Annotated in this window: 20 protein-coding genes; 19 read left to right on the forward strand and 1 reads right to left on the reverse strand. The window is 45.9% G+C overall.

The features are described 5' to 3' along the window. The first annotated feature begins 127 nt into the window (after window positions 1-127). From MMB75_RS11650 to MMB75_RS11730, 17 genes are all read left to right on the forward strand, one after another. Window positions 128-1,063 (forward strand): dockerin, encoded by a 936-nt coding sequence (locus tag MMB75_RS11650; RefSeq protein WP_222821748.1) that lies wholly within the window; start codon window positions 128-130, stop codon window positions 1,061-1,063. Between the two features lie 218 nt (window positions 1,064-1,281). Continuing rightward, window positions 1,282-2,220, forward strand: coding sequence for an ArsR family transcriptional regulator (locus tag MMB75_RS11655; RefSeq protein ID WP_016821116.1), 939 nt, complete (start codon window positions 1,282-1,284; stop codon window positions 2,218-2,220). Window positions 2,221-2,347: 127 nt separating this feature from the next. After that, a complete protein-coding gene (locus tag MMB75_RS11660; protein WP_277507758.1) occupies window positions 2,348-3,262 on the forward strand; it encodes a class I SAM-dependent methyltransferase in 915 nt (304 codons plus the stop codon). 219 nt (window positions 3,263-3,481) lie between these two features. Further along, window positions 3,482-5,206 (forward strand): ABC transporter substrate-binding protein, encoded by a 1,725-nt coding sequence (locus MMB75_RS11665; RefSeq protein WP_017428377.1) that lies wholly within the window; start codon window positions 3,482-3,484, stop codon window positions 5,204-5,206. 107 nt (window positions 5,207-5,313) lie between these two features. After that, the gene (locus MMB75_RS11670) at window positions 5,314-6,267 is read left to right on the forward strand and encodes an ABC transporter permease (protein ID WP_016821119.1); all 954 of its coding nucleotides are present in this window, start codon (window positions 5,314-5,316) and stop codon (window positions 6,265-6,267) included. Between the two features lie 15 nt (window positions 6,268-6,282). Then, on the forward strand, window positions 6,283-7,209 hold the full coding sequence (gene opp4C, locus MMB75_RS11675) for an oligopeptide ABC transporter permease (protein WP_019687088.1): 927 nt from the start codon (window positions 6,283-6,285) through the stop codon (window positions 7,207-7,209). A gap of 13 nt (window positions 7,210-7,222) precedes the next feature. After that, on the forward strand, window positions 7,223-8,206 hold the full coding sequence (locus MMB75_RS11680; protein WP_019687089.1) for an ABC transporter ATP-binding protein: 984 nt from the start codon (window positions 7,223-7,225) through the stop codon (window positions 8,204-8,206). After that, window positions 8,199-9,167 (forward strand): ABC transporter ATP-binding protein, encoded by a 969-nt coding sequence (locus tag MMB75_RS11685; RefSeq protein WP_016821122.1) that lies wholly within the window; start codon window positions 8,199-8,201, stop codon window positions 9,165-9,167. Before MMB75_RS11680 ends, MMB75_RS11685 begins: the two co-directional genes overlap by 8 nt. A gap of 264 nt (window positions 9,168-9,431) precedes the next feature. Then, the gene (rpsN, locus tag MMB75_RS11690; RefSeq protein ID WP_277507768.1) at window positions 9,432-9,701 is read left to right on the forward strand and encodes a 30S ribosomal protein S14; all 270 of its coding nucleotides are present in this window, start codon (window positions 9,432-9,434) and stop codon (window positions 9,699-9,701) included. Between the two features lie 230 nt (window positions 9,702-9,931). Continuing rightward, window positions 9,932-10,924 (forward strand): cation diffusion facilitator family transporter, encoded by a 993-nt coding sequence (locus MMB75_RS11695; RefSeq protein ID WP_016821124.1) that lies wholly within the window; start codon window positions 9,932-9,934, stop codon window positions 10,922-10,924. A 201-nt stretch (window positions 10,925-11,125) separates the two neighbouring features. After that, window positions 11,126-13,042, forward strand: a complete 1,917-nt coding sequence (locus tag MMB75_RS11700; RefSeq protein WP_277507771.1) for a heparinase II/III domain-containing protein — start codon at window positions 11,126-11,128, stop codon at window positions 13,040-13,042. Between the two features lie 16 nt (window positions 13,043-13,058). Further along, window positions 13,059-14,969, forward strand: a complete 1,911-nt coding sequence (locus MMB75_RS11705) for a glycosyl hydrolase (RefSeq protein ID WP_277507772.1) — start codon at window positions 13,059-13,061, stop codon at window positions 14,967-14,969. A 56-nt stretch (window positions 14,970-15,025) separates the two neighbouring features. Next, a complete protein-coding gene (locus MMB75_RS11710) occupies window positions 15,026-16,168 on the forward strand; it encodes a glycoside hydrolase family 88 protein (RefSeq protein ID WP_277507774.1) in 1,143 nt (380 codons plus the stop codon). Between the two features lie 386 nt (window positions 16,169-16,554). Then, window positions 16,555-17,073: an RDD family protein gene (locus MMB75_RS11715; protein ID WP_025364737.1), complete on the forward strand. Its 519-nt coding sequence runs from the start codon at window positions 16,555-16,557 to the stop codon at window positions 17,071-17,073. Window positions 17,074-17,173: 100 nt separating this feature from the next. Then, complete coding sequence (locus MMB75_RS11720; protein WP_277507775.1) at window positions 17,174-18,178, forward strand: ABC transporter substrate-binding protein; 1,005 nt, start codon at window positions 17,174-17,176, stop codon at window positions 18,176-18,178. Window positions 18,179-18,401: 223 nt separating this feature from the next. Continuing rightward, the gene (locus MMB75_RS11725) at window positions 18,402-20,369 is read left to right on the forward strand and encodes an ATP-dependent DNA helicase (RefSeq protein WP_277507778.1); all 1,968 of its coding nucleotides are present in this window, start codon (window positions 18,402-18,404) and stop codon (window positions 20,367-20,369) included. Further along, entirely contained in the window at window positions 20,363-20,662 is a 300-nt protein-coding gene (locus tag MMB75_RS11730; RefSeq protein ID WP_019687094.1) for a DUF6509 family protein, read from the forward strand. Before MMB75_RS11725 ends, MMB75_RS11730 begins: the two co-directional genes overlap by 7 nt. A gap of 117 nt (window positions 20,663-20,779) precedes the next feature. Here MMB75_RS11730 and MMB75_RS11735 read toward each other — a convergent pair whose 3' ends face one another. Further along, entirely contained in the window at window positions 20,780-21,142 is a 363-nt protein-coding gene (locus tag MMB75_RS11735; RefSeq protein ID WP_277507782.1) for a hypothetical protein, read from the reverse strand. Window positions 21,143-21,395: 253 nt separating this feature from the next. On the opposite strand from MMB75_RS11735, the gene MMB75_RS11740 reads away from it, so the two are divergent. Further along, a complete protein-coding gene (locus MMB75_RS11740; protein ID WP_277507783.1) occupies window positions 21,396-22,319 on the forward strand; it encodes a PLP-dependent cysteine synthase family protein in 924 nt (307 codons plus the stop codon). Window position 22,320: 1 nt separating this feature from the next. Further along, on the forward strand, window positions 22,321-23,451 hold the full coding sequence (locus MMB75_RS11745) for a bifunctional cystathionine gamma-lyase/homocysteine desulfhydrase (protein ID WP_016821133.1): 1,131 nt from the start codon (window positions 22,321-22,323) through the stop codon (window positions 23,449-23,451). Window positions 23,452-23,557 lie beyond the last annotated feature (106 nt).

Genomic DNA, 23,557 nt, shown 5'->3' on the forward strand with positions numbered 1-23,557 from the left:
GGTATATTATTCCAATGATAATATAAAATTGTTATTTAATTCAAAATTGAGAGTGGGTGTAGGTGAGAGATAAACGTTTGTTATTTTGAATGTGCTCGTAAAAATAACAGGTACGGAGGTTGAAAAAATGCCGAAGAAAAAAGGAATGATCATGGCTTCTTTTTCATTGGTAATGGCTGCTTCTTTACTGGTTGGCGGAGCTAATGTCGGTTCAGCAGCCTCAGATTATGAAAGCACCTCGAATATAGAAATAACGAATAATAGCTTGGATGCCGCTGAAATACCTGCTAGATTTAAGCCTTCGGTAGAATGGGTTTGGAAGAATAGGATAGTCAAAGAAGGCTCGACCAACCGTAAAAATTTGATTTTTGATCAAATTTATGCGGGAAAAGGAACGATAAATTATGTAGTGCGCTGGCAATCCTCTAAAAATATCACTCTTCAGCAACGTAAAGATATGGCTTCCATGCTAAGTCGCCAAATAAATAACTGGAATAAGCAGCTAAAAGGATATGACGGCTGGCCGTATGATTATATTACTGTAAAAATAGTAGGCTGGGCCGTTGCAAATCCGTCGCAGATCCTTAACAAACAATCGAATGAAATCGTTTACACGGATACGATTACCGATGACTTGAGTAAAACAGACCCCAATATTCCGGCAAAACTTCCGGTTGCTCCTAATGCACTGTCGAGATTTGAACATTTTATGGACCCTAACTATACGTATCCGGGGGGACTGGACAAGCGATTTGATATGTACTTATGGGGAACGTCTAATTTTCAGGGTGGAGCCGGTGGTGACTGGGGACAACGTATGCCTGATGATTATATCCTGAGCACCTTGAATTCGGATGAAGTTCAGATCACAGAGCATGAGATGGGGCATGGATTCGGCTTGCCTGATTTCTATGAAGAGCACGAGCGTCCACCTGGCGGGTTCCCTGTGCCTACGATTATGTGGGCCGGAAATTCTCCTAAAATTACGGAGTGGGATACCTGGATGTTGCGTTATACCTGGAGCCAGGTCAAGAAGGACACCTCTCGTTTTCCCACCCGTTAAAAGAAAATGTATGTATTCAAAGGTTGTCTCCTGCGATTTTTGGTGGGAGACAACCTTTTTTATTTTATAGATAAACAGTTTGACTCGGATGGGACTGACTTTGGCTTTGCATCAGTATTGTGCCTTCATTTTCGTATGAATGAATCACTAAGAATGAACGGATGTACGATAGTATGTATAATGGACATCAGATATGAAAGAAAAGAGGACAGAAAGCGATGAGTCACGACGTGAATGCTCCTTATGATGTACATGTAGCATATGGACCAGTGTTTGAGCTGCTCAGCAGCTTACACACTTTTATTTGTCGTAAAGCGTATAAGAAGACAGATTTAATAGCATCCAGATGGGCGGACCAAGTGCGTGGAACGCTGTCTCCGAGGCTGTCCGCGTTACTGGAGTCCATGGAAATCAATGCAGACTGGAAAATTATTTATGGACTTGTATGTATGCTTTCTGATCAGGGGGGCGTTGAAGAGGTCGTGGATCGTTTGGAAAGCCAGTCTTTACAGGAACTAAAGCAACAGGCATCAGCCTATGGGATTCCGCTGTCTGACGACATGGAGAACCTCCGTAAACTTGCTTTGCAACTGCTATCCGGCTGGAACGAGGAGTATTTTCGTCACGTGGATACAAGTATCCTTAGCGGCCTGGAACTGGAAGCTGAATGCAGAAAACGGGAGGAGAACGCATATAGCTCTATGGAGCGGGTGGATCGTATAACTAATGGCTTCCGATTCGAGCCTTCCGCTGGACTGACGCAGGTGTTGCTGGTACCGCAATATCATTTTCAGCCGATGAATATTATTTATCGATTTGGGTCACTTTTGTTATGTCATTATTCCGCAGGAGTATATGTTCAGGAGGATGATTTTTTATCACCACAGGAATACCGAATGATTCGAAGTTTAGGGGAGAAGAGCAGGCTCAAGATTTTAAAATATTTGTACCAAAGCCAGTCTCCGCGAACCTTTATTGAGATTGTCCGTCATCTCAAGCTATCCAAGGGAATCACGCATGATCATATATTTAAGCTCCGTGCCGCTGGCTTTATTCATGCACATTTTGATGGCGAAACATTGCTTGGCTACAGTGCACGGCTTACGGCTGTGGATGAGATGCATGGGAGTATCCTTGGTTATATGGAGCGAAGGTAGGTCGCAATATTAATCATTGACAAAATTATTTATTTGTGCTATAATTTACAATTAATTATATTGATATTATAATAAGGTTCTCCTGGCCAGGGGAATCTTATTTTTGTTTTTATGGGAGGATCAATGTATGAAGCCAAATGAGTCTAGTTTAACTTCCTTAATATCAGCTTTTGGCCGAGCATATCATAGTCAACATGACACACCCAAAATTTTTGATGATTTTATGGCTAAAGATATAATTTCCCAAAATGAGTTTTCAGATATCAGAGAGAATATGATTAAAGGAATAGCGTTTTTCAATAAAGATATTGCGCAAAGGTTCCAAGATGATCCGGATGAAATTTTAAAATGGATTACACAAGTTCAACTTTCTCCAACGACCTTAGCACGTGCTGCATATTGTGAAAAAGTATTACTTAATGAAGTTAGGTTAGGATTACAGCAGTATGTCATACTAGGGGCCGGGTTAGATACGTTTTGTTTCCGACATCCAGAATTGAAAAATAGCTTAGAAATATTTGAAATGGATCATCCAGCAACACAGGAATCTAAAAAGAAAAGGTTAGCTCATGCAAATTTAAAAATACCGAGCAATCTTCATCTGGTTTCTATGGACTTTGCCCATCCATTTTCGTATTCCAATCTATTGGATGAAGGGTTTGCTAATAAAAAAACATTCTTTAGCCTTCTGGGTGTTTCTTATTATTTAACTAAGGAGGAAATTTCAAGATTAATAAATCATTTGTTTACCAAGGTCCCATCGGGGAGTTCGATCGTTTTTGACTATGCAGATGAAAACCTTTTTAAAGAGAAAGGCATGTCTAATCGAGTTGAAAATATGGTAAAAATGGCTTCAGTAAGTGGAGAACCCATGAAATCATGCTTTGCTTATGATGAAATTGAGGGAATGTTAGAAGCTTCAGATTTACTAATTTATGAACATCTATCCCCGGATACAATAAATAGCCTTTTCTTTGGTGAGAGGGCAGATTATTTGTCCGCATTCGAAACGATTCATTATATCCATGCTATAAAAAAATAATATAACAATAAATAAGAGACAGCCTCTCAATCTACTATTAGGGATTGAGAGGTTTTATTTAATTTGTAAAAGAATTTGGATAGATATTGATGAGCAGAGTTTTTATATAAAAAAATGCAGTTCTCCCTTTACAGAACCCTAATAAATTCCTATAATGAGGTTTATCTTCTTAATCACAACTTGTTCTATCGGAATTTAATCATTTAACTCGGGGGGATTATGTTGAAAAAGGGTATTATTTTACTTAGCAGTCTACTTCTGGCGAGCTCTACCTTGCTGGCAGCTTGCTCTAACGGTGGATCGGAAAGCAACAACAATACTACTGCCCAAAATAATGGGGACACACAGACAACTGCTACAGCGCAGCCATTAACAAGTCTGGTAAAGGCTTCTGATATGTCCAAATTGCCGGAAGTGTCCAAAAAAAGAAACGACACCATTATTGTAGGCCTGACTGACCCGGCCGGAGTATTCACGCCGTATTTTAACCAAAGCGGCTATGACGGCAACGTCATTTCGCAGTTATGGACTCCGCTGGTTACGGTAGATGAGAAGGGACTTCCGCTGCCCAATCTGGCGAAGAGCTGGGATATTTCCAAGGATAATTTAACATATACGTTTCATCTGGTTCCCAATACCCAATTCAGCGATGGCTCACCTTTGACAGCAGAGGATGTCGCTTTTACCTGGACGTTAATCTATGACAAAGCCTATCCGGGCGATAGCCAAATCCGAAAGCTGAACATTAAAGGCGGCAAAGCCTATACGGAAGGCAAGGCACAACAAATTGATGGAATTAAGGTAATAGATCCACAGACTATTTCTGTGACATTGGAAAAGCCAAACGCGCTGGCTCTGACTATTCTCGGTGAATATGTATTGTCCAAAGCTTACTACGGCAAGGATTATAAGTTCGGACAGCTGGATTATTTTAAAAATTTGCATGGTAGCCCACTGGGGAATGGGGCATATAAGTTGGAAAAGTTCATTCCAGGGCAAGAAGTTCGTCTGGAGGCAAACGATCACTTTTTTAAAGGCAAACCGAAAACGAAACACTTCATATATAAAACAGCGGAAGGCGATGCTTGGCAATTCATCGAAACAGGGGATACCGATTTTGCTTCCTTTACCGCAACGCAAGAAAATATCGACAAGCTGAAAGGACTCGGCTTTTTGAATATTTTGCCTTATACACCGAGCACCTATGGATATTTGCAAGTCAATCTGGAAAATGAAAAGCTGAAGGATAAAAAGGTTCGTCAAGCGTTGACCTATGGATTGGATCGCAAAAGCATTTATGTTGACGCAGCACAGGGAGCAGGGGCGGTCGCCAACATTCCAGCTTCTCCTATATTCTGGTCATACACGACCGATGGAATCAATCCATACAACTATGACCCGGAGCAAGCGAAAAAGCTGCTGGATGAAGCGGGCTGGGTAGAAGGCAGTGATGGCATTCGTGAGAAAAACGGCCAGAAGCTGACCATTCACTTGCTGACCTCCAAACGTCCAGAAACAGACACCTTTATCGCGCTTGCGGCTGAAAACTATAAAGCGATTGGCGTTGACTTGCAACCGGAAATCTTTGCAGACTTTAATGCAATGGTCGCCAAAGTGGAAGGTAAAGATTATGATCTCGCCGCCTTCTCGACAGCCATGCTGACAGACCCATCTGATGGAATCGAGCCATTCGTCAATGGTGAAATCAAGGGATATAACAATCCGAAGCTCAAAGAGCTCTATGAAAAAGGTTTGGCTACGACGAATATGGAAGAGCGTAAGAAAATATATAAGGAATTATATGTACTGCTAAATGATGAACTACCCGTTATTTTCACCAACTACAAGAAGACTGTATATGCTTACAATGGTCGAATGGAACATGTAAAGGTCAGCCCATTCATTGGTTTGTCTGGTAATCTGTTCGAGTGGTCCCTTAAATAAGCCACCTTTGCGGGCCCCTTGTGAAGAACTTCAGGTTCGGATCAAGGGGTCTGCCAAATGGAGGACGCGTAATGAGTAGCCCGACCATGAATTGAAAGGAGTCTGTCATGAGCTCGTTTTTAACGAAAAGACTGACGTATATGATTATTATTTTGTTGGCCGCTTCGATGATGATTTTTTTTCTGTATGCCATGACACCGGGAGATTTCATTAGCGGTAATCTGAAGCTGTCGCCGGAGAGAAAAGCGGAGCTGAGGGAAATTTACGGGTTGAATAAGCCTATTCTTGAGCGCTACGGAAACTGGCTAGGCAATGCGCTGCATGGTAATTTCGGCTATTCGCTCGCTCAACAGAAACCGGTGCTAACCTTATTTAATGAATATATCTGGAATTCATTCTTGTTGGCCATTGTATCCACCTTCCTGACCTGGCTGATTGCAGTCATTATTGGTGTGGTTGCTGCTTACAAGCAGTATTCATGGTTCGATACGCTGGTCATGGTGGTGATTTTTGCCGCGATGTCTGTTCCCTCTTTTTTTATCGGACTGTATCTGATCAAAATTGCGGCGGTCGATCTGAAATGGCTGCCACCGGGCGGGATGCTCAATACGGGCAGTAACGCTACAGGCATGGAGTATGTGAAGGAGGTTCTCCAGCATATGACCTTGCCGGTGATCGTGATGACACTACTGGGTTTGGGTTCGCTGACCCGCTACTTCCGTAGCAATATGATCGACGTGATCCAGCAGGATTATATCCGCACAGCTCGTGCAAAGGGCTTAAAGGAAAGAAAGGTGCTTTTTACACACGCATTGAGAAATGCATTATTGCCTGCCATTACGCTCGTTGGCTTTGAATTGCCTGCGTTGTTTGGCGGATCTCTGATTATTGAAAAGATTTTTAACTGGCCCGGGATCGGTCAGCTGTACATGCTATCCTTTTCGCTTAGGGATTATCCGCTGCTGATGGGCTTCACGATGCTGATTGCCATATTGAGCGTGATCGGGACGCTGTTATCCGATATTTTGTATCGCATTGCTGACCCGCGTGTAAAAGTGTAAGAAGGAGGCTATGGAATGTCATCCGTGAGCAGTAATTTGAGCAAGAGCAACGGCAGACTGCGATTAAATGCCAAATCTTCAATGTGGCAGCAAGCGCTCCGGCAGCTGTTCAGAAACAAGCTTGCTATGGCTGGGCTGCTCGTCGTGGTATTTATGTTTTTGCTCTGTTTTATCGGTCCGTTATTTTCTCCTTATTCCGATAACAAAACGAACATATTAATAATGAACAAGGCGCCGAATATCCATCACTGGCTAGGAACAGACAAGCTGGGACGGGATGTGCTGACACGTGTGATGCAGGCAGGTCAAATTTCTCTTACTGTGGGTTTGGCTTCTATGGTGTTGTCTGTCTTTTTAGGAGCAACGCTGGGGGTTATATCCGCCTATTTTCGCGGAATTGCGGATCAAATCATTATGCGCATTGCCGATTTGCTGCTGACTATACCCAGTTTGCCATTGCTATTTATTATGGGTGCGCTGTTATCTGACTGGAAGGTTCCGCCTGATCAACGGATGTATATCGTCATGTTGATGCTGAGTCTGGTCAACTGGCCGGGGATTGCACGGATGGTGAGAGGTCAGATGCTTAGTTTGCGAGAACGTGAATTTATGCAGGCAGCGACGGTACTAGGACTATCGAATCGCCGAAAGCTTTTTAAGCATCTGCTGCCGAATATTTTGCCATTGTTGATCGTTATCGCTACATTGAACATTGGCGGAGCCATCCTGAGTGAATCTGTACTCAGCTTCTTTGGTCTTGGCGTGTTACCCACGACACCGACTTGGGGCAATATGATTGATGCCGCCAACAATGTACTGGATTTTCAGCAACGACCTTGGTTGTGGATACCACCAGGCCTGTCTATTTTTGCAACAGTCATCGCTATTAATATTTTTGGTGACGGGCTGCGGGATGTACTCGACCCGAAACATAAGAGGTAGGTGATCATGCACCATGGACAATTTACTTTCCATTGAACATTTAAGCACTCATTTTTATACAGAAGAAGGAACGGTCAAAGCGGTGGATGATATCAGCTTTCGCGTGAAGCCGGGGGAGACGGTATGCATTGTCGGTGAATCGGGCTGCGGCAAAAGTATTACCGCCATGTCGATCATGGGCCTGATTCAGAGTCCCGGTGGTAAAGTGGCTGGTGGAAGTATCCGTTTTGAGGAAACCGATCTGCTAGAGCTTAGTAGAAATGAGATGCGCACGATTCGCGGACATGAAATCTCCATGATTTTTCAGGAGCCGATGTCTTCATTAAATCCGGTGATGACCATTGGTGAACAACTGTCTGAGCCACTGATTGAGCACTTAAAGATGGGCCGAAAGCAAGCTCGCAAGCGGGCGCTAGAGCTGATTGAACAGGTCGGCATATCCCGACCGGAGCAGATTTTAAAAAGCTACCCCCATGAACTGAGCGGAGGGATGCTGCAGCGAATTATGATTGCTATTGCTGTTTCTTGCGGACCCAAGCTGCTTATTGCGGATGAGCCGACCACGGCACTAGATGTAACAATTCAGGCACAGATTCTCGACATGCTGCGTGAATTTAAAGCCCAATCCAATATGTCGCTCATGCTAATCACTCATGATCTGGGTGTTGTTGCGGAGATGGCCGATTATGTAATCGTGATGTATGCGGGCAAGATCGTCGAGGAAGGCGAAGTGGTGCAGCTATTCAATCACCCCAAGCATCCCTATACACAGGGGTTGCTCAAGTCCAAACCGGTGCTTAATCAGCGCCAAAAGGAGCTGTATTCCATCCCCGGACAGGTACCTAATCCACTGGAGCTGACGACTTCCTGTTATTTTCATGACCGCTGCGGGCATTGCATGGACATTTGTCGTGTAAAGGAGCCTACATTAAAAGAAGTTTCAGCTCAGCAGAAAGCATCCTGCTGGTTGTATGAGGAGGCGGTTGTTTATGGCTGAGCCGTTGTTGGAAATAGACCGTTTAAAAACATACTTCCCGGTGAAGTCCGGTTTTATGAATCGTACTACAGGGCACGTGCGGGCAGTAGACGATATAAGCTTTACGATCCGTCAGGGTGAAACCTTCGGTCTGGTGGGGGAATCGGGGAGCGGTAAAAGCACGGTGGGCCGCACAATTGTCAGATTGACGGATAAAACAGATGGTACCGTAAAATACAAAGGGGTGGATCTCCACAGCTTGTCGGCCAAAGGGATGCAGGAACTTCGTCCTAAAATTCAGCTGATCTTTCAAGACCCGTACAGCTCGCTGAATCCGCGTGTACGGATCGGAGATGCCATTGGTGAGGCGCTGCTCGACCACGGTATAGCTACCAAAGAGGAGGTCCGGCAGATCGTGCTGGACGTACTTAAGCTGTGTGGATTGTCGGAATATCATATCGACCGTTTCCCGCATGAATTTTCGGGAGGTCAGCGTCAACGGATTGGCATTGCCCGCGCGCTGGCGCTTCAACCGGATCTGATCATCGCTGATGAGCCGGTGTCAGCGCTGGATGTGTCCATACAGGCGCAGATTATTAACCTTTTTGCCAAATTGCAGGCCGAGCGGGGTCTGACATATTTGTTCATCTCCCACGATTTGAGCGTAGTTGAACATTTATGTTCTCGTATTGGCGTGATGTACCTAGGCTCTATGGTCGAAACAGCTTCGCGTGACGAGTTATTTGGCAATCCGCTGCATCCGTATACGAAGGCGTTGCTGTCGGCTGTGCCTATACCAGTGCCGAAGCTAAAAAGAGAACGTATTTTGCTCAAAGGGGATATTCCAAGTCCGGTGAATCCGCCTTCGGGCTGCAAGTTTCATACGCGCTGCCCCTTTGCAATCGACCGCTGTTCTCAAGAGATTCCATTCTATCGTGAAGCTCGCCCAGATCACTGGGTGGCTTGCCATTTGGCTGAATGAACGAAGTTAACTCAGCAAGTTTTGTGCCGTTGTCACGGCAGACCGTTCACCGCAATGAAACGGTTCTGCTAGAGCAACGGCTTTTTGCTGTATAGTGTTTTGAAATGTTTGAGTTGACAATCTACTTGAAGCAGAGGTATATTAAACATTAATCGTAATGGTTACTATTAAAACGCAAAAGCATGTCCATATTTGTGTCCTTCCGTCCCGCGATCGCGATGGGGAACCTTTATGATTGGCATATATAACAAGGAGGAGCTTTACATGGCCAAGAAGTCGAAAATCGTAAAAGAGAAGAAACGTCAGGAAATTGTAGCGAAATATACGGATTTGAGACGTGAATTAAAAGCAAAAGGGGACTATGAAGCTTTGCAAAAGCTTCCTCGGGACTCATCCCCAACCCGCTTGAAAAACCGTTGCGAGCTGACAGGCAGACCGAGAGGATACCTGCGCAAATTCAAGCTGTCCCGAATTGCGTTCCGCGAGCTGGCCCATAAAGGCCAAATTCCAGGTATTACGAAATCTAGCTGGTAATTTAGAAACCGATTAATTGTTTGTATGTTTATCTGATAGCAGGTTGTAACGAGAATGCTTCATGCCAGTAGGGTGGCGTGGAGCATTCTTTTTCGAAGGAATATATTATCATTTGTATTGATTCTCCTCAGTTGGTTAGGTAGAATATGGACGGGTTAAAAATAATACATAACAAGCGATTACATAATGTGGATATGTCAGATTATGTATACCTCAGGAGGAGCTACAAGATGGAAGTGAAACAGAGAGAGGACTCCTTTTGGAGTATGGTCAAAAAAGGAAATAAATCTTCAGGCTCGGCAGCGTTGGGTAATACCGGCATTGCCCTGATTAAGGGGATTGCTTTTGCCTTGACAGGCAGTGGCTCTATGTTTGCTACGATGATGCATTCCATTGCGGATGCAGTGAACCAAATGTTTGTATTTGCGGGCAGTGTATTGGCAGAGAAAAAACCTACGAAACGGTTTCCTACTGGCTTTGGACGGGTAATTAATCTTTTTTGTATGGTTGCTGTTATTGTCGTAACGATTATGGCCTACGAAACTGCATTGGAAGGAATTCATTTGCTACAGCATCCGGCTGAATCTGCACAAGGATTTTGGATTAATGTAGTGGTGCTGGTTTTGTCATTGGCGGTTGACGGATTTGTATGGAGCAAAGCGATGAAAGAAGTGCTGCATGAATCCAGAGTGGAAGCGAAGGGGCTAAGTATTTTTACTTCTGCCTTTCGTCATGTGGGACGTGCTGCGCCACCAACCCGTTTGGTATTCTATGAGGATTTGGTTGCAACGACAGGTGGGGTACTCGCCCTGCTAGCTGTAGTGGTCACATCGCTGACAGATTTTAAGTTGCTGGACGGAATTTCGAGTATTCTCATCGGCTGTCTGATGGTCGGTGTAGCGTTCCGGGTCGGTTATGACAACATGGTGGGCTTGATTGGTGTATCAGCACCTCCCGATATCGAAGAACGTGTGGCTTCCATTATCCTGGCAGATACACATGTGACCGATATTTCTCAAATGCGTATTTTGCAGGAGGGGCGTTACTATCACGTCGAAGGGGTAATTGAGCTTACTTCGGGCATGACGCTGGCCGATGCTGATGATATCAAATTTAGAGTCGAGGATGCTCTGCTGCGTGATCCTAATATTTCAGATGCCGCATTGGGGATTCTAGAGGATGACGGGATTAGAAACTGGAAACAAGAGAAGCCTAAAGCTTAGAAAAACGGACCAAAGCGAAACTGGACGGAGCTTAAGAATGTAAATAAGAACCTTCATGACCACGACAACGTGGCGTGGAGGTTCTTTTATATTTTTCCAATTGTATTCCTACCCCTTTGAATTTAGGCTGATTGTTAGATACAATGAAAGCGTTAACAAAAAGAGGGTGAAACGAATGCTTCTCATGGGGAGGAAATGCGAATGAGTCTTCTGAAGGAGGCTTGGCCTGCTTCGCGGCTCGTCAACGCGCTGGCTGGCGGAGTGCAGGGTTCAGCAAGACAACGGTTAAGGAGCAATTGGACCCAAAGGCTACGGGCAACTGTCGATAAACCGGCATTCGCCGAGCTTTGGAAGGACATCGAACGCATCTGCAATGATGTTCGGGAAGCGCCTTGGCCTGAACTACCATTGTCTCTGTTCCGGCAATTTGCTAATACAGGGGAGCGCAAGCCGTATGAGGATGTATACTTCGAACGGCGCGGACGACTAGTTGCTATCGTGCTGGCAGCTGTTGCCGATCCGGTGCCTCGGAAGATGAAAGAGGTGGAAAGCGGACTGCTGGACATATGCAGCGAGTACACTTGGGCGCTTCCTGCACATGTCAACGAAGAGGACACTGTAACACCGCCTTGGCAGCAGGTGGATTTATTCGCGTCCGAAACAGCGCAAATGCTGGTTGAAATTTTATTGCTGCTTGGAGAAAAGCTGGCTGATCACGTAGTCGTTCAGGTGTACAAAGAGGTTGAGCGCCGTGTACTGGAACCTGTTTTTTGGCAGCCTCATCATTATGATTGGGAAACGGCAGAGCATAACTGGTCGGCAGTATGCGCTTCGGGTTGCGGAATTGCTGCATTGCTGCTGGCAAAAGACGACTTTTCCAAAGCGGTAGCCATCGAGCGTATGCTGGGCGCACTGGATTGTTTTTTGGCAGGCTACAGAGAGGACGGGGGATGTCCCGAAGGCGTAGGTTATTGGGTGTATGGCTTTGGGTACTTTATATATTTTGCCGATATGCTGCGTGAGTTTACCGAGGGAGCTGTGGATATTTTGAACTCGGAAAAGGTAAGGCAAATCGCAGCCTTCGCAGAACGGATCCATTTGTCGGACGGTATTTTCGCTAATTATTCAGATAGTAGTGAAACTGAACGGTTACCTTCCGGACTCATCTCCTATGTGAATTTTTTGCAAGGACGCCCATCTACACTTCCTTTTCGCGTACCTGGTTTGTTGGAAGATCCGTGTCGCCGCTGGGCTCATGTATTGCGTAACCTAGTCTGGACGAACCCCTTGGTGTATGGATGCGGAGAAGCCGTAATCGATTATTTGCCGCAACTCGGCTGGTTGATGTGCCGTAGCCTCAGATCTAGTCATCATGGATCTGGGGGGCAGCAGGATCATTCAGATGCCGTACTTGCTTTTTCAGCCAAGGGTGGGCATAACAATGAGCCGCACAATCATAATGATCTTGGACATTTCGTCCTTCATGGCGGCGGCGAAAATCTACTCTGTGATCTGGGAGCAGGCTTGTACACGAAAGCCTATTTTTCGCCCGGACGGGAGTCGATTATCAATATTTCCTCCAGCGGCCATTCCGTGCCTATCATCAATGGGACCACACAGCAATCCGGAGCAAAGGCAAGGGCGGTTGTGCTGGATGTTGCTATGGATGAGCAGGAGGGAGCACAGACAGTCACAAGCTTTAAGCTCGACTTGACATCTGCTTATGCTGTTGATGAAATGGCAGTTTTCACCCGTTCCTTTGCCTGGAGTGTACTGGAGGGAAACGAGGGAGCAAGGCTTACTGTCACAGATCATTTTGAGTTTGAAACGTCTGGTATGAACGTGAAGCCGTGGGATGTGGAGGAGCTTTTGATCAGCCGTATTCAGCCTAATACAGGAGCAGGCTTCGTGGAATGGAAGGGAACGAATGCAGTGGTTAGGCTAAATTATGATGCTGGCGTGCTGAGGCAGAGGCTGGAGGCCGTGAAGCATATAGATCATGACGGAGTGCCCTTTGTATTTTATAAGACATCGCTGCACCTGGACTCCAATCGCTGGAGCGGCTCAACAAGTATCGAATGCAAACTATTTTTTACCATACATCAATCTTCATGTTGAATGGGAGGCATACAGAATGAATAAGCTTCAAACAGGCAGCGTATACCCTTGGCAGACGGAACTGGAGAGATTTATACAACAGGTGGAAAGCGCACCAAACCGAGAAAATGATGGATGGACACACGAGCGTAAGCTGGCTGTGCTGGAAAAGCTGGTTCGTGCATATGCCTTGTATCAAGATGAAAACGGAGCTATCATTGACCCTCATTCTGAAAGTGAACGGTATTACTCCACCCCATCCTATGCGTTGGCTGCGGCTGTGCTGGTCAAAGAAGGCCGGCATGATTTACTCGAATCTGCTGCTGCGGCCTTGACGCATAGCATAGCCTGTGTAGTGGACGAAAAAGCGCCAGATCATCACCCGGACTTTTTTCCAATTATGATGATGGGGGCGTATCGTATCCTTAAAAATCTGCTGCCAGAGCAAGCCACGGCTTGGAAGCAGCAGTTGAGCAGGATTCAACCTGAGCAGACTTACATTTTTACGATGAGCAAAATGAAAAATCCAAACCGGATGATCAACTGGAACGCGATCATGATTTCCGGCGAGTTTTTGCGTGCCACTGAAGGGATTGCAGCCGATTCTGAGTGGATGGAGACGTATATCCGCAACTACCATTTACCTCGCTTTACCGGTTTGGGGCTGTATCAAGATGGTCCGCTGGATCGGCCCAATAGCCCATTCGCCTACGATATTGTCACACGGTTTCATCTGGGCGTGATGCTGGAGAGCGGATATAATGGCGGCTGTGCTCTCGAAGTGCGTGACTACCTTCGCAGAGGAGCACTTAGCTCATTGCTGACTTTATCCCCACATGGGGAAATTCCTCCGCGTGGAAGAAGCGCGCAGCACCAATGGAACGAAGCGGCTGCGGCTTTTGTTTTTACAACACATGCTCAGCAGGCGTATACAGCAGGCGAGCATGGGCTTGCAGGTGCATTTCGACGGGCAGCAGATCTATGCTGGCAATCCATTAGCCGATGGCAGACCGATGATGGCAAGCTGCATATCGTTCGCAACCATTATTCGTCTGAGGCACGCCATGGCTTTGAGGTGTACTCGAATCATACCTGCTACAGTCTGTGGACGGCAGCGGTGCTGGCCCATACCCTCCTACATGGGAAGGAGATTGATCGTATTCCTCCGACCTCCATCCCGGCGGAGATCGGCAGTCGGGTGTTGGCAACGGACGGCTGGTTTCAGACCGTCATTGCAGCTGTAGACGGGCAGCAAATGCTTGTTCAGACCTCAATCAACGATCCGTACAATATTCCGGGCATCGTACGTATTCAACGTTCTGCGCTGCCGTCTCTGATCGGCCCATCCTCAGCAGGACACGCAGATCGCGGCTTTACGGGTTTCGCGGAGGGAGATATTTTCCCGCTGAGCTATACACCAGCCTGGCAAACCGAAGACGGAAAATGGCACAGCTTGTCAGAAGGAATCCCCGGTACATTGGAATTCGATCGTGATGGAGGGATTGATCCGCAGGATGGCGGAGGAAACGTACAGATGGAGCGCAGCTCAGCGTCTGATGGAGAGACAGATTTCACTCTGCTGTGGGAAGGTCCATTCCCGGGGGTTAGGGAAATCCGAACGCATTATCGTCAGGTGCCCGGCAAAATTGAAGTGTCGTATGAGCTTCAGGGCAATATTCAGAATGTGGGGGCACTTATTCCATTGATAGCGTATGACGGTCGGGAACGAAGTGTGATTCATCATGTGATGGCAGCCGGGGAAGAAACCGAAAGCATTCGTGTAGAATACGCAGGCGCAAGTCTTGAAGTCATTCCCACGACGGAAGGAACAAACGTCGTATGGCCGGATGAATTGACTGCCGTAGCCTGCCGAAATGGTTTACTTAAGGGAGCGCGTCTAGAGTGTGGCGGCAGTCGCATTTCCTTTATCATTCGGTTACCTGAATAGATAGTTCGGGAGCCATAGTTATCTTCAATCATGTGGAAAGGGAGAGGGAAAAAGGAATGACAAAATCAGAAGCGTGGCTGGAGCAATCGTGGGAGCTGGCATTGGATAAAACGCTTGCCTTGGCGGCAAGACTGGGGGACGCCTTTCCACATGTTGCAGAGGGTGGGCGTTATGATAATCGTGAGGAAGCGTGGTGGACAGCAGGCTTTTATCCGGGACTGCTATGGCTGGCCCATCGGGCACGTCCTGATTGGGAGTCTGCCAAAATTGCACAACGGTGTGAGGCCCGGTTGGAAAAAATACTCTATAATAGCGAAGCTGTAGACCATGATCTCGGTTTTATTTGGCTGCTCAGCGGTGTTGCCGCCCATCGGTTGACTGGAGATTCAGAGTCCAGAAGACGGGGGTTATTGGCTGCTAATTTGCTGGCTGCCCGTTTTAACGTAAATGGCCGCTTTATTCGCGCGTGGAACTTCCACTCGAAGGATATGGATACACGGGGTGTTGCGATTATAGACAGTATGATGAATTTACCCTTGCTCTATTGGGCCTCGGAGGAAAGTGGAGATCCACGCTTTGCGGCTCTCGCTGTCCAGCATGCAGATACCGTGGCACGTGAGTTCGTTCGTTCGGACGGCTCCATTGCGCATGTGGTTGAGTTCGATCCGGAGATTGGAAAAAAGGTCGCTGAGCATGGCGGACAGGGATTTGCTCCCGGTTCCGCCTGGGCACGTGGCACGTCTTGGGCTTTGTACGGTTTTACGCTTTCGTATGGATACACACGCGATCCGCGTTATTTAAAGGTGGCCGAGAACACGGCTGACTTTTTCCTGTCCCAGTTGGGCGATGCTTGTCTGCCAGTATGGGACTTTAGAGCAGTAGAAGGGCACTGCCAAGCATGGGATTCGTCGGCAGCGGCCATTGCCGCCAGTGGTTTGCTGGAACTGGCAAAATATTCGACACGTGCTGAGCCATTTACCAAAGCTGCAGAGTCCATCCTCCAGGGCTTACATCACACGTGTACGGCGTGGGGCGAAGAACATGAGGGATTGCTGATGAACGGAACCGTACATTATCCTGAGCAAAAACACATCAATGTGCCCATCATCTACGGCGATTATTTCTTTGTCGAAGCATTGGCAAAGCTGCGTGGTGAGGAAGGTTTGTTTAGTGTGGAGGGCAAAAAATATAGTGAGTAAGATGGTCAGGAACAAGCTCATTCGAGCTGAGTTGTTGCTTGTCAAATCGATATAATAACTAGTGAGGCAGCGTATGTGTAAACTCATTTACACATACGCTGTTTTTTATGCGTGAAAAGGCTGATTTTAATTCGATGCCAAAGTACTACGTGTAGGTAGATAAGAGACTGTAGCAGCGCTTATTTCGTGCCTAATCAGAGTGAAATCACGGTATATAAGCTCTTAAATCCTATAAAAATGTCCATTTTAATGCATGGAAATAGGTCTTTTCACTTGTATATGGCGTTTCTTCTTAAATTGACAAATTAGGGAAGTGAACCTATGATATCTCTTTGGGTAAAGGGATAAAATGGATTTTAACGAATGCAAAGGAGTTATGCATCATTATGACAGTAACAAGTGATAGTGTAAGAAAGATTTACGGAGGATTTTGGGTGAGAACGGCAGCGTTTGTGATTGATCTGATCATCCTTACTGCCATAATCCTTTCAATAGGGGGAGCAATTTACATCATCCCAGATATTTTGGGTATAAAGGAGACGGTGTTCATACAAGTACTGCTTATGTGGTGGCCGCTAATCTTTTGGCTCATGGTGCCATGGCTGTACTGTGTATTATGGGAGTCGTCGAAGGTAAGAGCAACACCAGGTAAGCTCGTGTTCTCTTTAGTTGTTGTAGATAAGGAAGGAAAGCGTCTTGGATTCTTACATGCCTCAGGGCGTTATTGGATTAAAGCCATTTCTTTTGTGATTTTACGTCTTATTTACATTGTGGTCGCTTTTACTGCGAAAAAACAGGGAGTCCACGATCTTTGTGCCAGCACCTTAGTTGTAAATAAAAAAGAGTTGCAGCGACATGAGCAGCAATCGTCCCTACCTCCAGTAGCTTCTAATAGAATGAATTAAGGAAATCGCCGTTGCAGATGATGGGACTATTATGTAATATAAATTAAATGATAATGATTATCATTTTCTATGAAACTACATAACTTGGAGGATACATCATATGCAACATATAAAAATATCGCCTCGATTCCCCGTGCTGACGAGTGTAATGCTCATTATAGCCATTGTATTTTCAGCTTGTAGCTCACAAGAAAATGATGCCCAAACTTCCCTTACGGCAGGACAGGCTACAAACAGCACGGAGCAAAAGGAAACGGCATCTACAACGCCGACCACCCGGGAATATACAGACTTTCAAAAACGTAAAGTCACGATTCCGGTAAATCCGCAGAAAATTGTTTATGTAGGCAGTGATCCAGGGGATTTGCTTGCCTTGGGTGTACGTCCAGCAGGTGCGAGTCTGAGTGTCATTCAGTCACAAATAGTGTACGCAGACCTTACCAAGGATATTATCGATATAGGCTACCCGGTGAATCTGGAAAAGCTGACGATGCTGAAACCAGACCTTATTCTTTTTGATAATTGGGATGTAAAGACGATTGATACGTTAGCTAAAATTGCACCTACCGTGGTTCTTAATTCCGAATTGGCAACTTTTGAACGTATGCAGGAGCTAGGTAAACTTCTTGGAAAAACTAAAGAGGCAGATCAGTTTAAAACCTTATATGACGAGAAGGCCAAACAAATGAAGGCCAAGCTGGATGTTGATATTAATCCGGGAGAGACAGCAACAGTGCTGTTAGTTATGGGGGATAACCTGTATGTTATGGGACATCAGGGTATATCCGTGTCGTTGTATGATATGCTCGGTTTTATACCAGCTTCCAAGGTACAGACAGACTTGATTGATAAAAAAGAGCGCTTTGCTACCATTTCTAACGAGGTACTTCCTTCATTTATCGGGGATGAACTCTTTATTCTGTCGGATCAGAGTGAAGAAACAATTGCAACGACCAGAAACCTGATGAGTAGTGAAGTGTGGAAAACAATTCCTGCTGTTCAGAATAAACGGGTATATACGCTTGACAGCTCGTGGAATTTTGATGATGCCATTACGAGAGAACGATTGCTGGAACAAATTCCAGATTTGATGAAGCAAAAGTAAACAAGGAACCAGCCAGTGCCTGAAAGCATTTGCTGGTTTCTTTGTTTTTTCATTATGGCAGTGTAACGTCCTCACAAACAAACCCCTCGACGTCCTATCTTTTATAGAATTTCATGAAAAATAAAAAATGTAAGTTATTCTTACAGTTTACATGTTCTTTTTAGCTTGTTTTGCGTTATAATGAAAGGATGCACATTATGAACGAATTGGAGGCACAGCCCGATTGACTACTTACCCTTTTGCCTTTGATCCGTCCAAGCCGTTTATTGAGCAGGCAAGTGACTGGATTGCAGATGTATTTTATGAAGTTTTGCCTGAAGTCGGCTTTGAGGTTCGGGATGAACAAATTTATATGGCATTCCAGTTGGAACGTGCCTATAAGGAAAAAAAGACCATTTTTGCAGAAGCAGGTGTAGGCACTGGCAAAACGCTGGTATACCTGCTGTACGCTATTGCATATGCCAGATACATGAGAAAACCGGCGATTATCGCCTGTGCGGATGAATCATTGATTGAACAACTGGTGAAGCCAGAAGGAGATATCGCCAAGCTGGCACGGCACTTAAGCTTGACGATTGATGCTCGATTGGGGAAGTCACCGGATCAATATATTTGCCTGAACAAGCTGGATGAGGGGCGAAGCGGACTGGATGAGGACGCAGATGTTTTCCGCGATATTTATCAGGGTCTGCCTGATTTTGTTCATTTTCCAGATACGTTACAGTCCTTCACTCCATACGGGAACCGGAAAGAGTATCCCGAGCTAACAGATGGACAGTGGAGCAGACTGGGATGGGATGTATTTCAAGACTGTCTCGTTTGTCATCAGCGCCATCGTTGCGGACAGACGTTGTCTCGTGATCATTACCGCAAAGCGGCAGATCTGGTCATCTGCTCTCACGACTTTTACATGGAGCATGTATGGACCTACGAAGCGAGAAAGCGCGAGGGTCAGCTGCCGTTGCTGCCAGAGCACAGCTCTGTTGTTTTTGATGAAGGGCATTTGCTGGAGACAGCAGCACAAAATGCGCTTACTTACAAGCTTAAGCACACTCAATTTGAGTCTATTATTACCCGACTGCTAGAGGGGGAAGTGCGGGAATCTCTGGCTATGACGATCGAAGATGCAATCTCCCAAAGCGAGGCATTGTTCGCCGCGCTCAATAAGAACAGTCAGCCAGTACAGGGGTCTAATCGCAAGGAGTTTATCCTGAATGAATCGTTGATTCGAGAGGTGAACCGTTTTGGTGAACTGATCGGCACGATCGAGGAAGAGCTTGTGTTTGAAAGCGGGTTATTCTCTCTGGATGAGTATCAAGTCAAAATTGTAGAAGAACATTTGGAAATGATTCAAACTGCTTTGGCTTTGTTTAAGCGTCCTGAACTTCTCATCTCGTGGGTGACGGAGGACCAGGATGGATTAACGCTTGTGGTTATGCCGAAGATGGTAAAAGAGATTCTCAAAGAACGAGTATTTGCGCAGCATATTCCAATCGTATTCTCTTCGGCTACACTTTCCGTGGAGGGTTCATTTGACTATATGGCGCAGAGTCTGGGTATCGAAAACCCGTTAACGTTTTCCGTCGCTTCACCTTATGACTACAGTGATCAGATGCAAGCTGCATTGTACCCGCTGCAAGCGGGACATAATCCAATCCAGAGAGCGCTGACGCTACTGAAGAAATCGCAGGGAAGAGCGCTTATCCTGTTTCCTTCTCAGGAGGAACTGACTGCCTTCCAAAGGGGACTCGCTGCTTACCCAGAGGCATCTGCCTATCGTTTTCTGTATGAAGGTTCGGCTGAAATCAGCCATCTGATCTCCGCTTTTCAGAATGATGAGGAGAGTGTGTTGTGCGCTGTTACATTATGGGAAGGATTGGATATCCCTGGACCATCCCTGTCACATGTTATCATCTGGTCGCTGCCATTTCCTCCGAACGATCCGGTTTTTACGGCTTTGCGCAAGGATGCAGCAGATCCGTTCAATGAGATAGATATGCCTCACATGGCACTTAGGCTCCGACAGGGCATAGGGCGTTTAATCCGCTCGCGTAATGATCAGGGCTGGATCTCGATCATGGGTCACGATTTGAATCGTCCAGAAGTACGCACACAAGTTGAACAACTACTGCCTGCGGGCGTAGAATGCACCGTAATTGAAGGAAAACCGGAGGGAATAAAAACATGTTGAATTTTACAGCATATACAGTAGATCAAATTAAAGATGCTTTTGGTATTTTGAGTGGACAGCGTTATGAATTTATCATTGAGATAGAGGTAGAGGAAGACGACGAGCTATACACTGAAAACGGAATATATATCCGTGCTCTTTATTTAGTAGACGAAGGAAAGACAGGACTGCTGAAGTATGAATTATTTGAAAAAGCAACGGATCGTTACATCGAGCTTGAACTTGAAGAGGATGAGCTGCAAGCAGTTGAAAACTTCTGTAAAGAACATGTACAGGATGGAGCAGTAAATTAACAGTAAGGGCACATAGCTAGCACAGCTATATATTGCAACCTATAATGAGGACATCAAGGAGCCTTGGCAATGACCAGGCTCCTTTTTTCTATGACCAGTGAAGTGAACCTATGTGCTCTAACGCAGTCTGTCCCACATATTCACCATAAACAGCATAATACCCGCCGCGAGTAACACCCATCCTATGACGACCCACACTCCAGCCTCTGCAATCGCGTAATTTTTACCTATAATCGCCAATATCAACATTGGCAGACTGATGTTATGTATCCAAAAATGGATACGTGCCAAAATCGTAACTGAAAGTGCAGGAAAGGCCACATAGATTAGACCTATGATCCCAAGAGTCGTCCAACCCAGGAAATGGATATGAGACTGAATAGGGGACAGGCTATAATCACCCGACACGCCAATGATTGCACTGAGCAGCGCACCGAGGGCAAAATATACGGCAGCTATCTTTAAGCATTGCTTACCCATAGCTAGCATCCTCCTATGTTAGAAAAGGGAATTTTGAGAGATTATTCTCCATCATATCGAGGCAGGATATCAAGGGTGTGGGTGTTGTGACTGGTCCATTTGACAAAAGCTTCAAATACACATAAAATCTTATTGCATCAATACTTACCGCATTACTATGTTTTTGGAGAAGACAGCGAATTTCTCCGACAATGGGCGCTAATTTTTGACCGTTGGTTTATTTTGGATTCGCCATTAAAAGGAGCTTGAAATTATGAATGTATATCGCAATACCCTTGAACTCATAGGGCGCACGCCATTAGTGGAGCTGAATAGCTATTCTCTATCCAGAGGAATTCGCCTGTTCGCCAAGCTGGAGTTTATGAATCCCGGCGGCAGCGTGAAGGACCGGGTGGGAAAGGCTCTAATTGAAAAAGCGTTAAAGACAGGCCAGTTGAAGCCGGGCGGGACTTTAATAGAAGCAACAGCAGGCAATGCAGGTATTGGTCTTGCGATGGCCGCGCTTCATTATGATATCTCGGTTATTTTTGCTGTGCCTGAGAAGTTCAGCCAGGAGAAGCAGGACCTGATGAAGGCATTGGGAGCACGCATCGTTCATACCCCGACAAGTGAGGGGATGAAGGGAGCCATTGAAAAAACAAAGCAATTGGCTGCTGAAATCAAAGACGCATACTTGCCACAGCAATTTAGCAATCCTGATAATCCAGAGGCTTATTATACGACAATGGGACCTGAAATTTGGAAAGATCTGGACGGAAAAGTGGACGTATTTGTGGCAGGAGCAGGCTCGGGGGGCACATTTATGGGAACCTCGCGTTATCTTAAGGAGCAGAATGCAGCCATTAAAACGGTCATCGTAGAGCCTGAAGGGTCCATTCTGAATGGTGGCGAGTCAGGCCCTCATAAAACAGAAGGGATCGGCATGGAATTAATCCCTGAGTTTGTGGACAAAGGCTTTTTTAATGCCATTCATACCATTAGCGATGTGGACGCATTCAACCGCGTCAAGGAACTGGCGGAACGTGAGGGTATTCTCGTCGGCAGTTCCTCCGGTTCAGCCCTGCACGCTGCTTTACTGGAAGCAGAGAGCGCACCGGATGGTGCACATATTGTCACCATTTTCCCAGATAGCAGTGAACGTTATCTGAGCAAAAAAATATATGAAGGCGGGATTTAAAATGAGACGCAAAACAAAACTGATTCACGGTGGACTCCCTACCGATCCTCATACTGGTGCGGTTAACGTTCCTATTTATCAGGTAAGTACTTATGAGCAAGAGGAAATCGGCGTTCATAAGGGATACGAATATTCGCGTACAGGCAACCCGACTCGGTTTGCACTGGAAGAGCTGATCAAGGAACTGGAGGAAGGCAAACGTGGTTTTGCTTTCGGTTCCGGTATGGCAGCGATTCATGCAGTATTTTCCTTGTTTAAAGCAGGGGATCATATTTTGTTAACCGATGATGTATACGGGGGCACTTATCGTATTGTAAGCAAGGTGCTTAGTCGGATCGGGATTGAGTCCACATTTGTGGATACAACTGATCTGGAGGCTATTTCCCAAGCAATCCGTCCCAATACGAAGGCATTGTATGTCGAAACACCAACCAACCCGCTGTTGAAAGTTACTGATATTCGCGCGGTTTCAGAGCTGGTGAAAAAGCATGAGCTTTTATTGATTGTGGACAATACATTTGCTACCCCTTACTGGCAGACGCCAATTACACTCGGGGCTGATATCGTCGTTCACTCGGCAACCAAATATTTGGGTGGACACAGCGATGTTGTAGCCGGTTTGGCTGTAGTCAACAGTGAAGAGCTGGGCGAGCAGCTTCATTTTCTACAAAACGCCATTGGCGGTATTCTCGGCCCGCAGGATTCCTGGTTATTGATCCGCGGTATCAAAACCTTGGGTCTGCGTATGGAAGCAATCGAGAAAAATGCAAAGGAAATTGCAGCCTTTTTGGAAAAGCATCCGAAGGTTAGTAAGGTGTACTACCCTGGGTTGGAAAGCCATGCACAGCACGAGCTGTCCAAAACTCAAGCTGAAGGCTTTGGCGGCATCATTTCGTTTGATGTAGGTAGCGATGCCAACGCGGTTGCCCTCCTGAAAAAAGTGCAGTATTTTACACTGGCTGAGAGCCTGGGAGCGGTTGAAAGTCTGATTAGCGTTCCGGCACGTATGACGCATGCCTCCATTCCCGCAGAACGTCGCGCAGAGCTAGGTATTACCGAGGGCTTGGTACGGATTTCGGTTGGGATTGAAGATCTGGAGGATTTGATCGAAGACTTGCAATCAGCATTGTAAGAAAATAAGCATAATGATCCAGAGAGGTGGCAGAAGCTGCCTCTTTTTTTGTTGTGAGAATAGCTTCTTTTTTGGAAAGCACAAAGGAGTACATAGAGGTGACAAC

Source organism: Paenibacillus sp. P2(2022), from assembly GCF_029522175.1.
Lineage (GTDB): Bacteria > Bacillota > Bacilli > Paenibacillales > Paenibacillaceae > Paenibacillus > Paenibacillus polymyxa.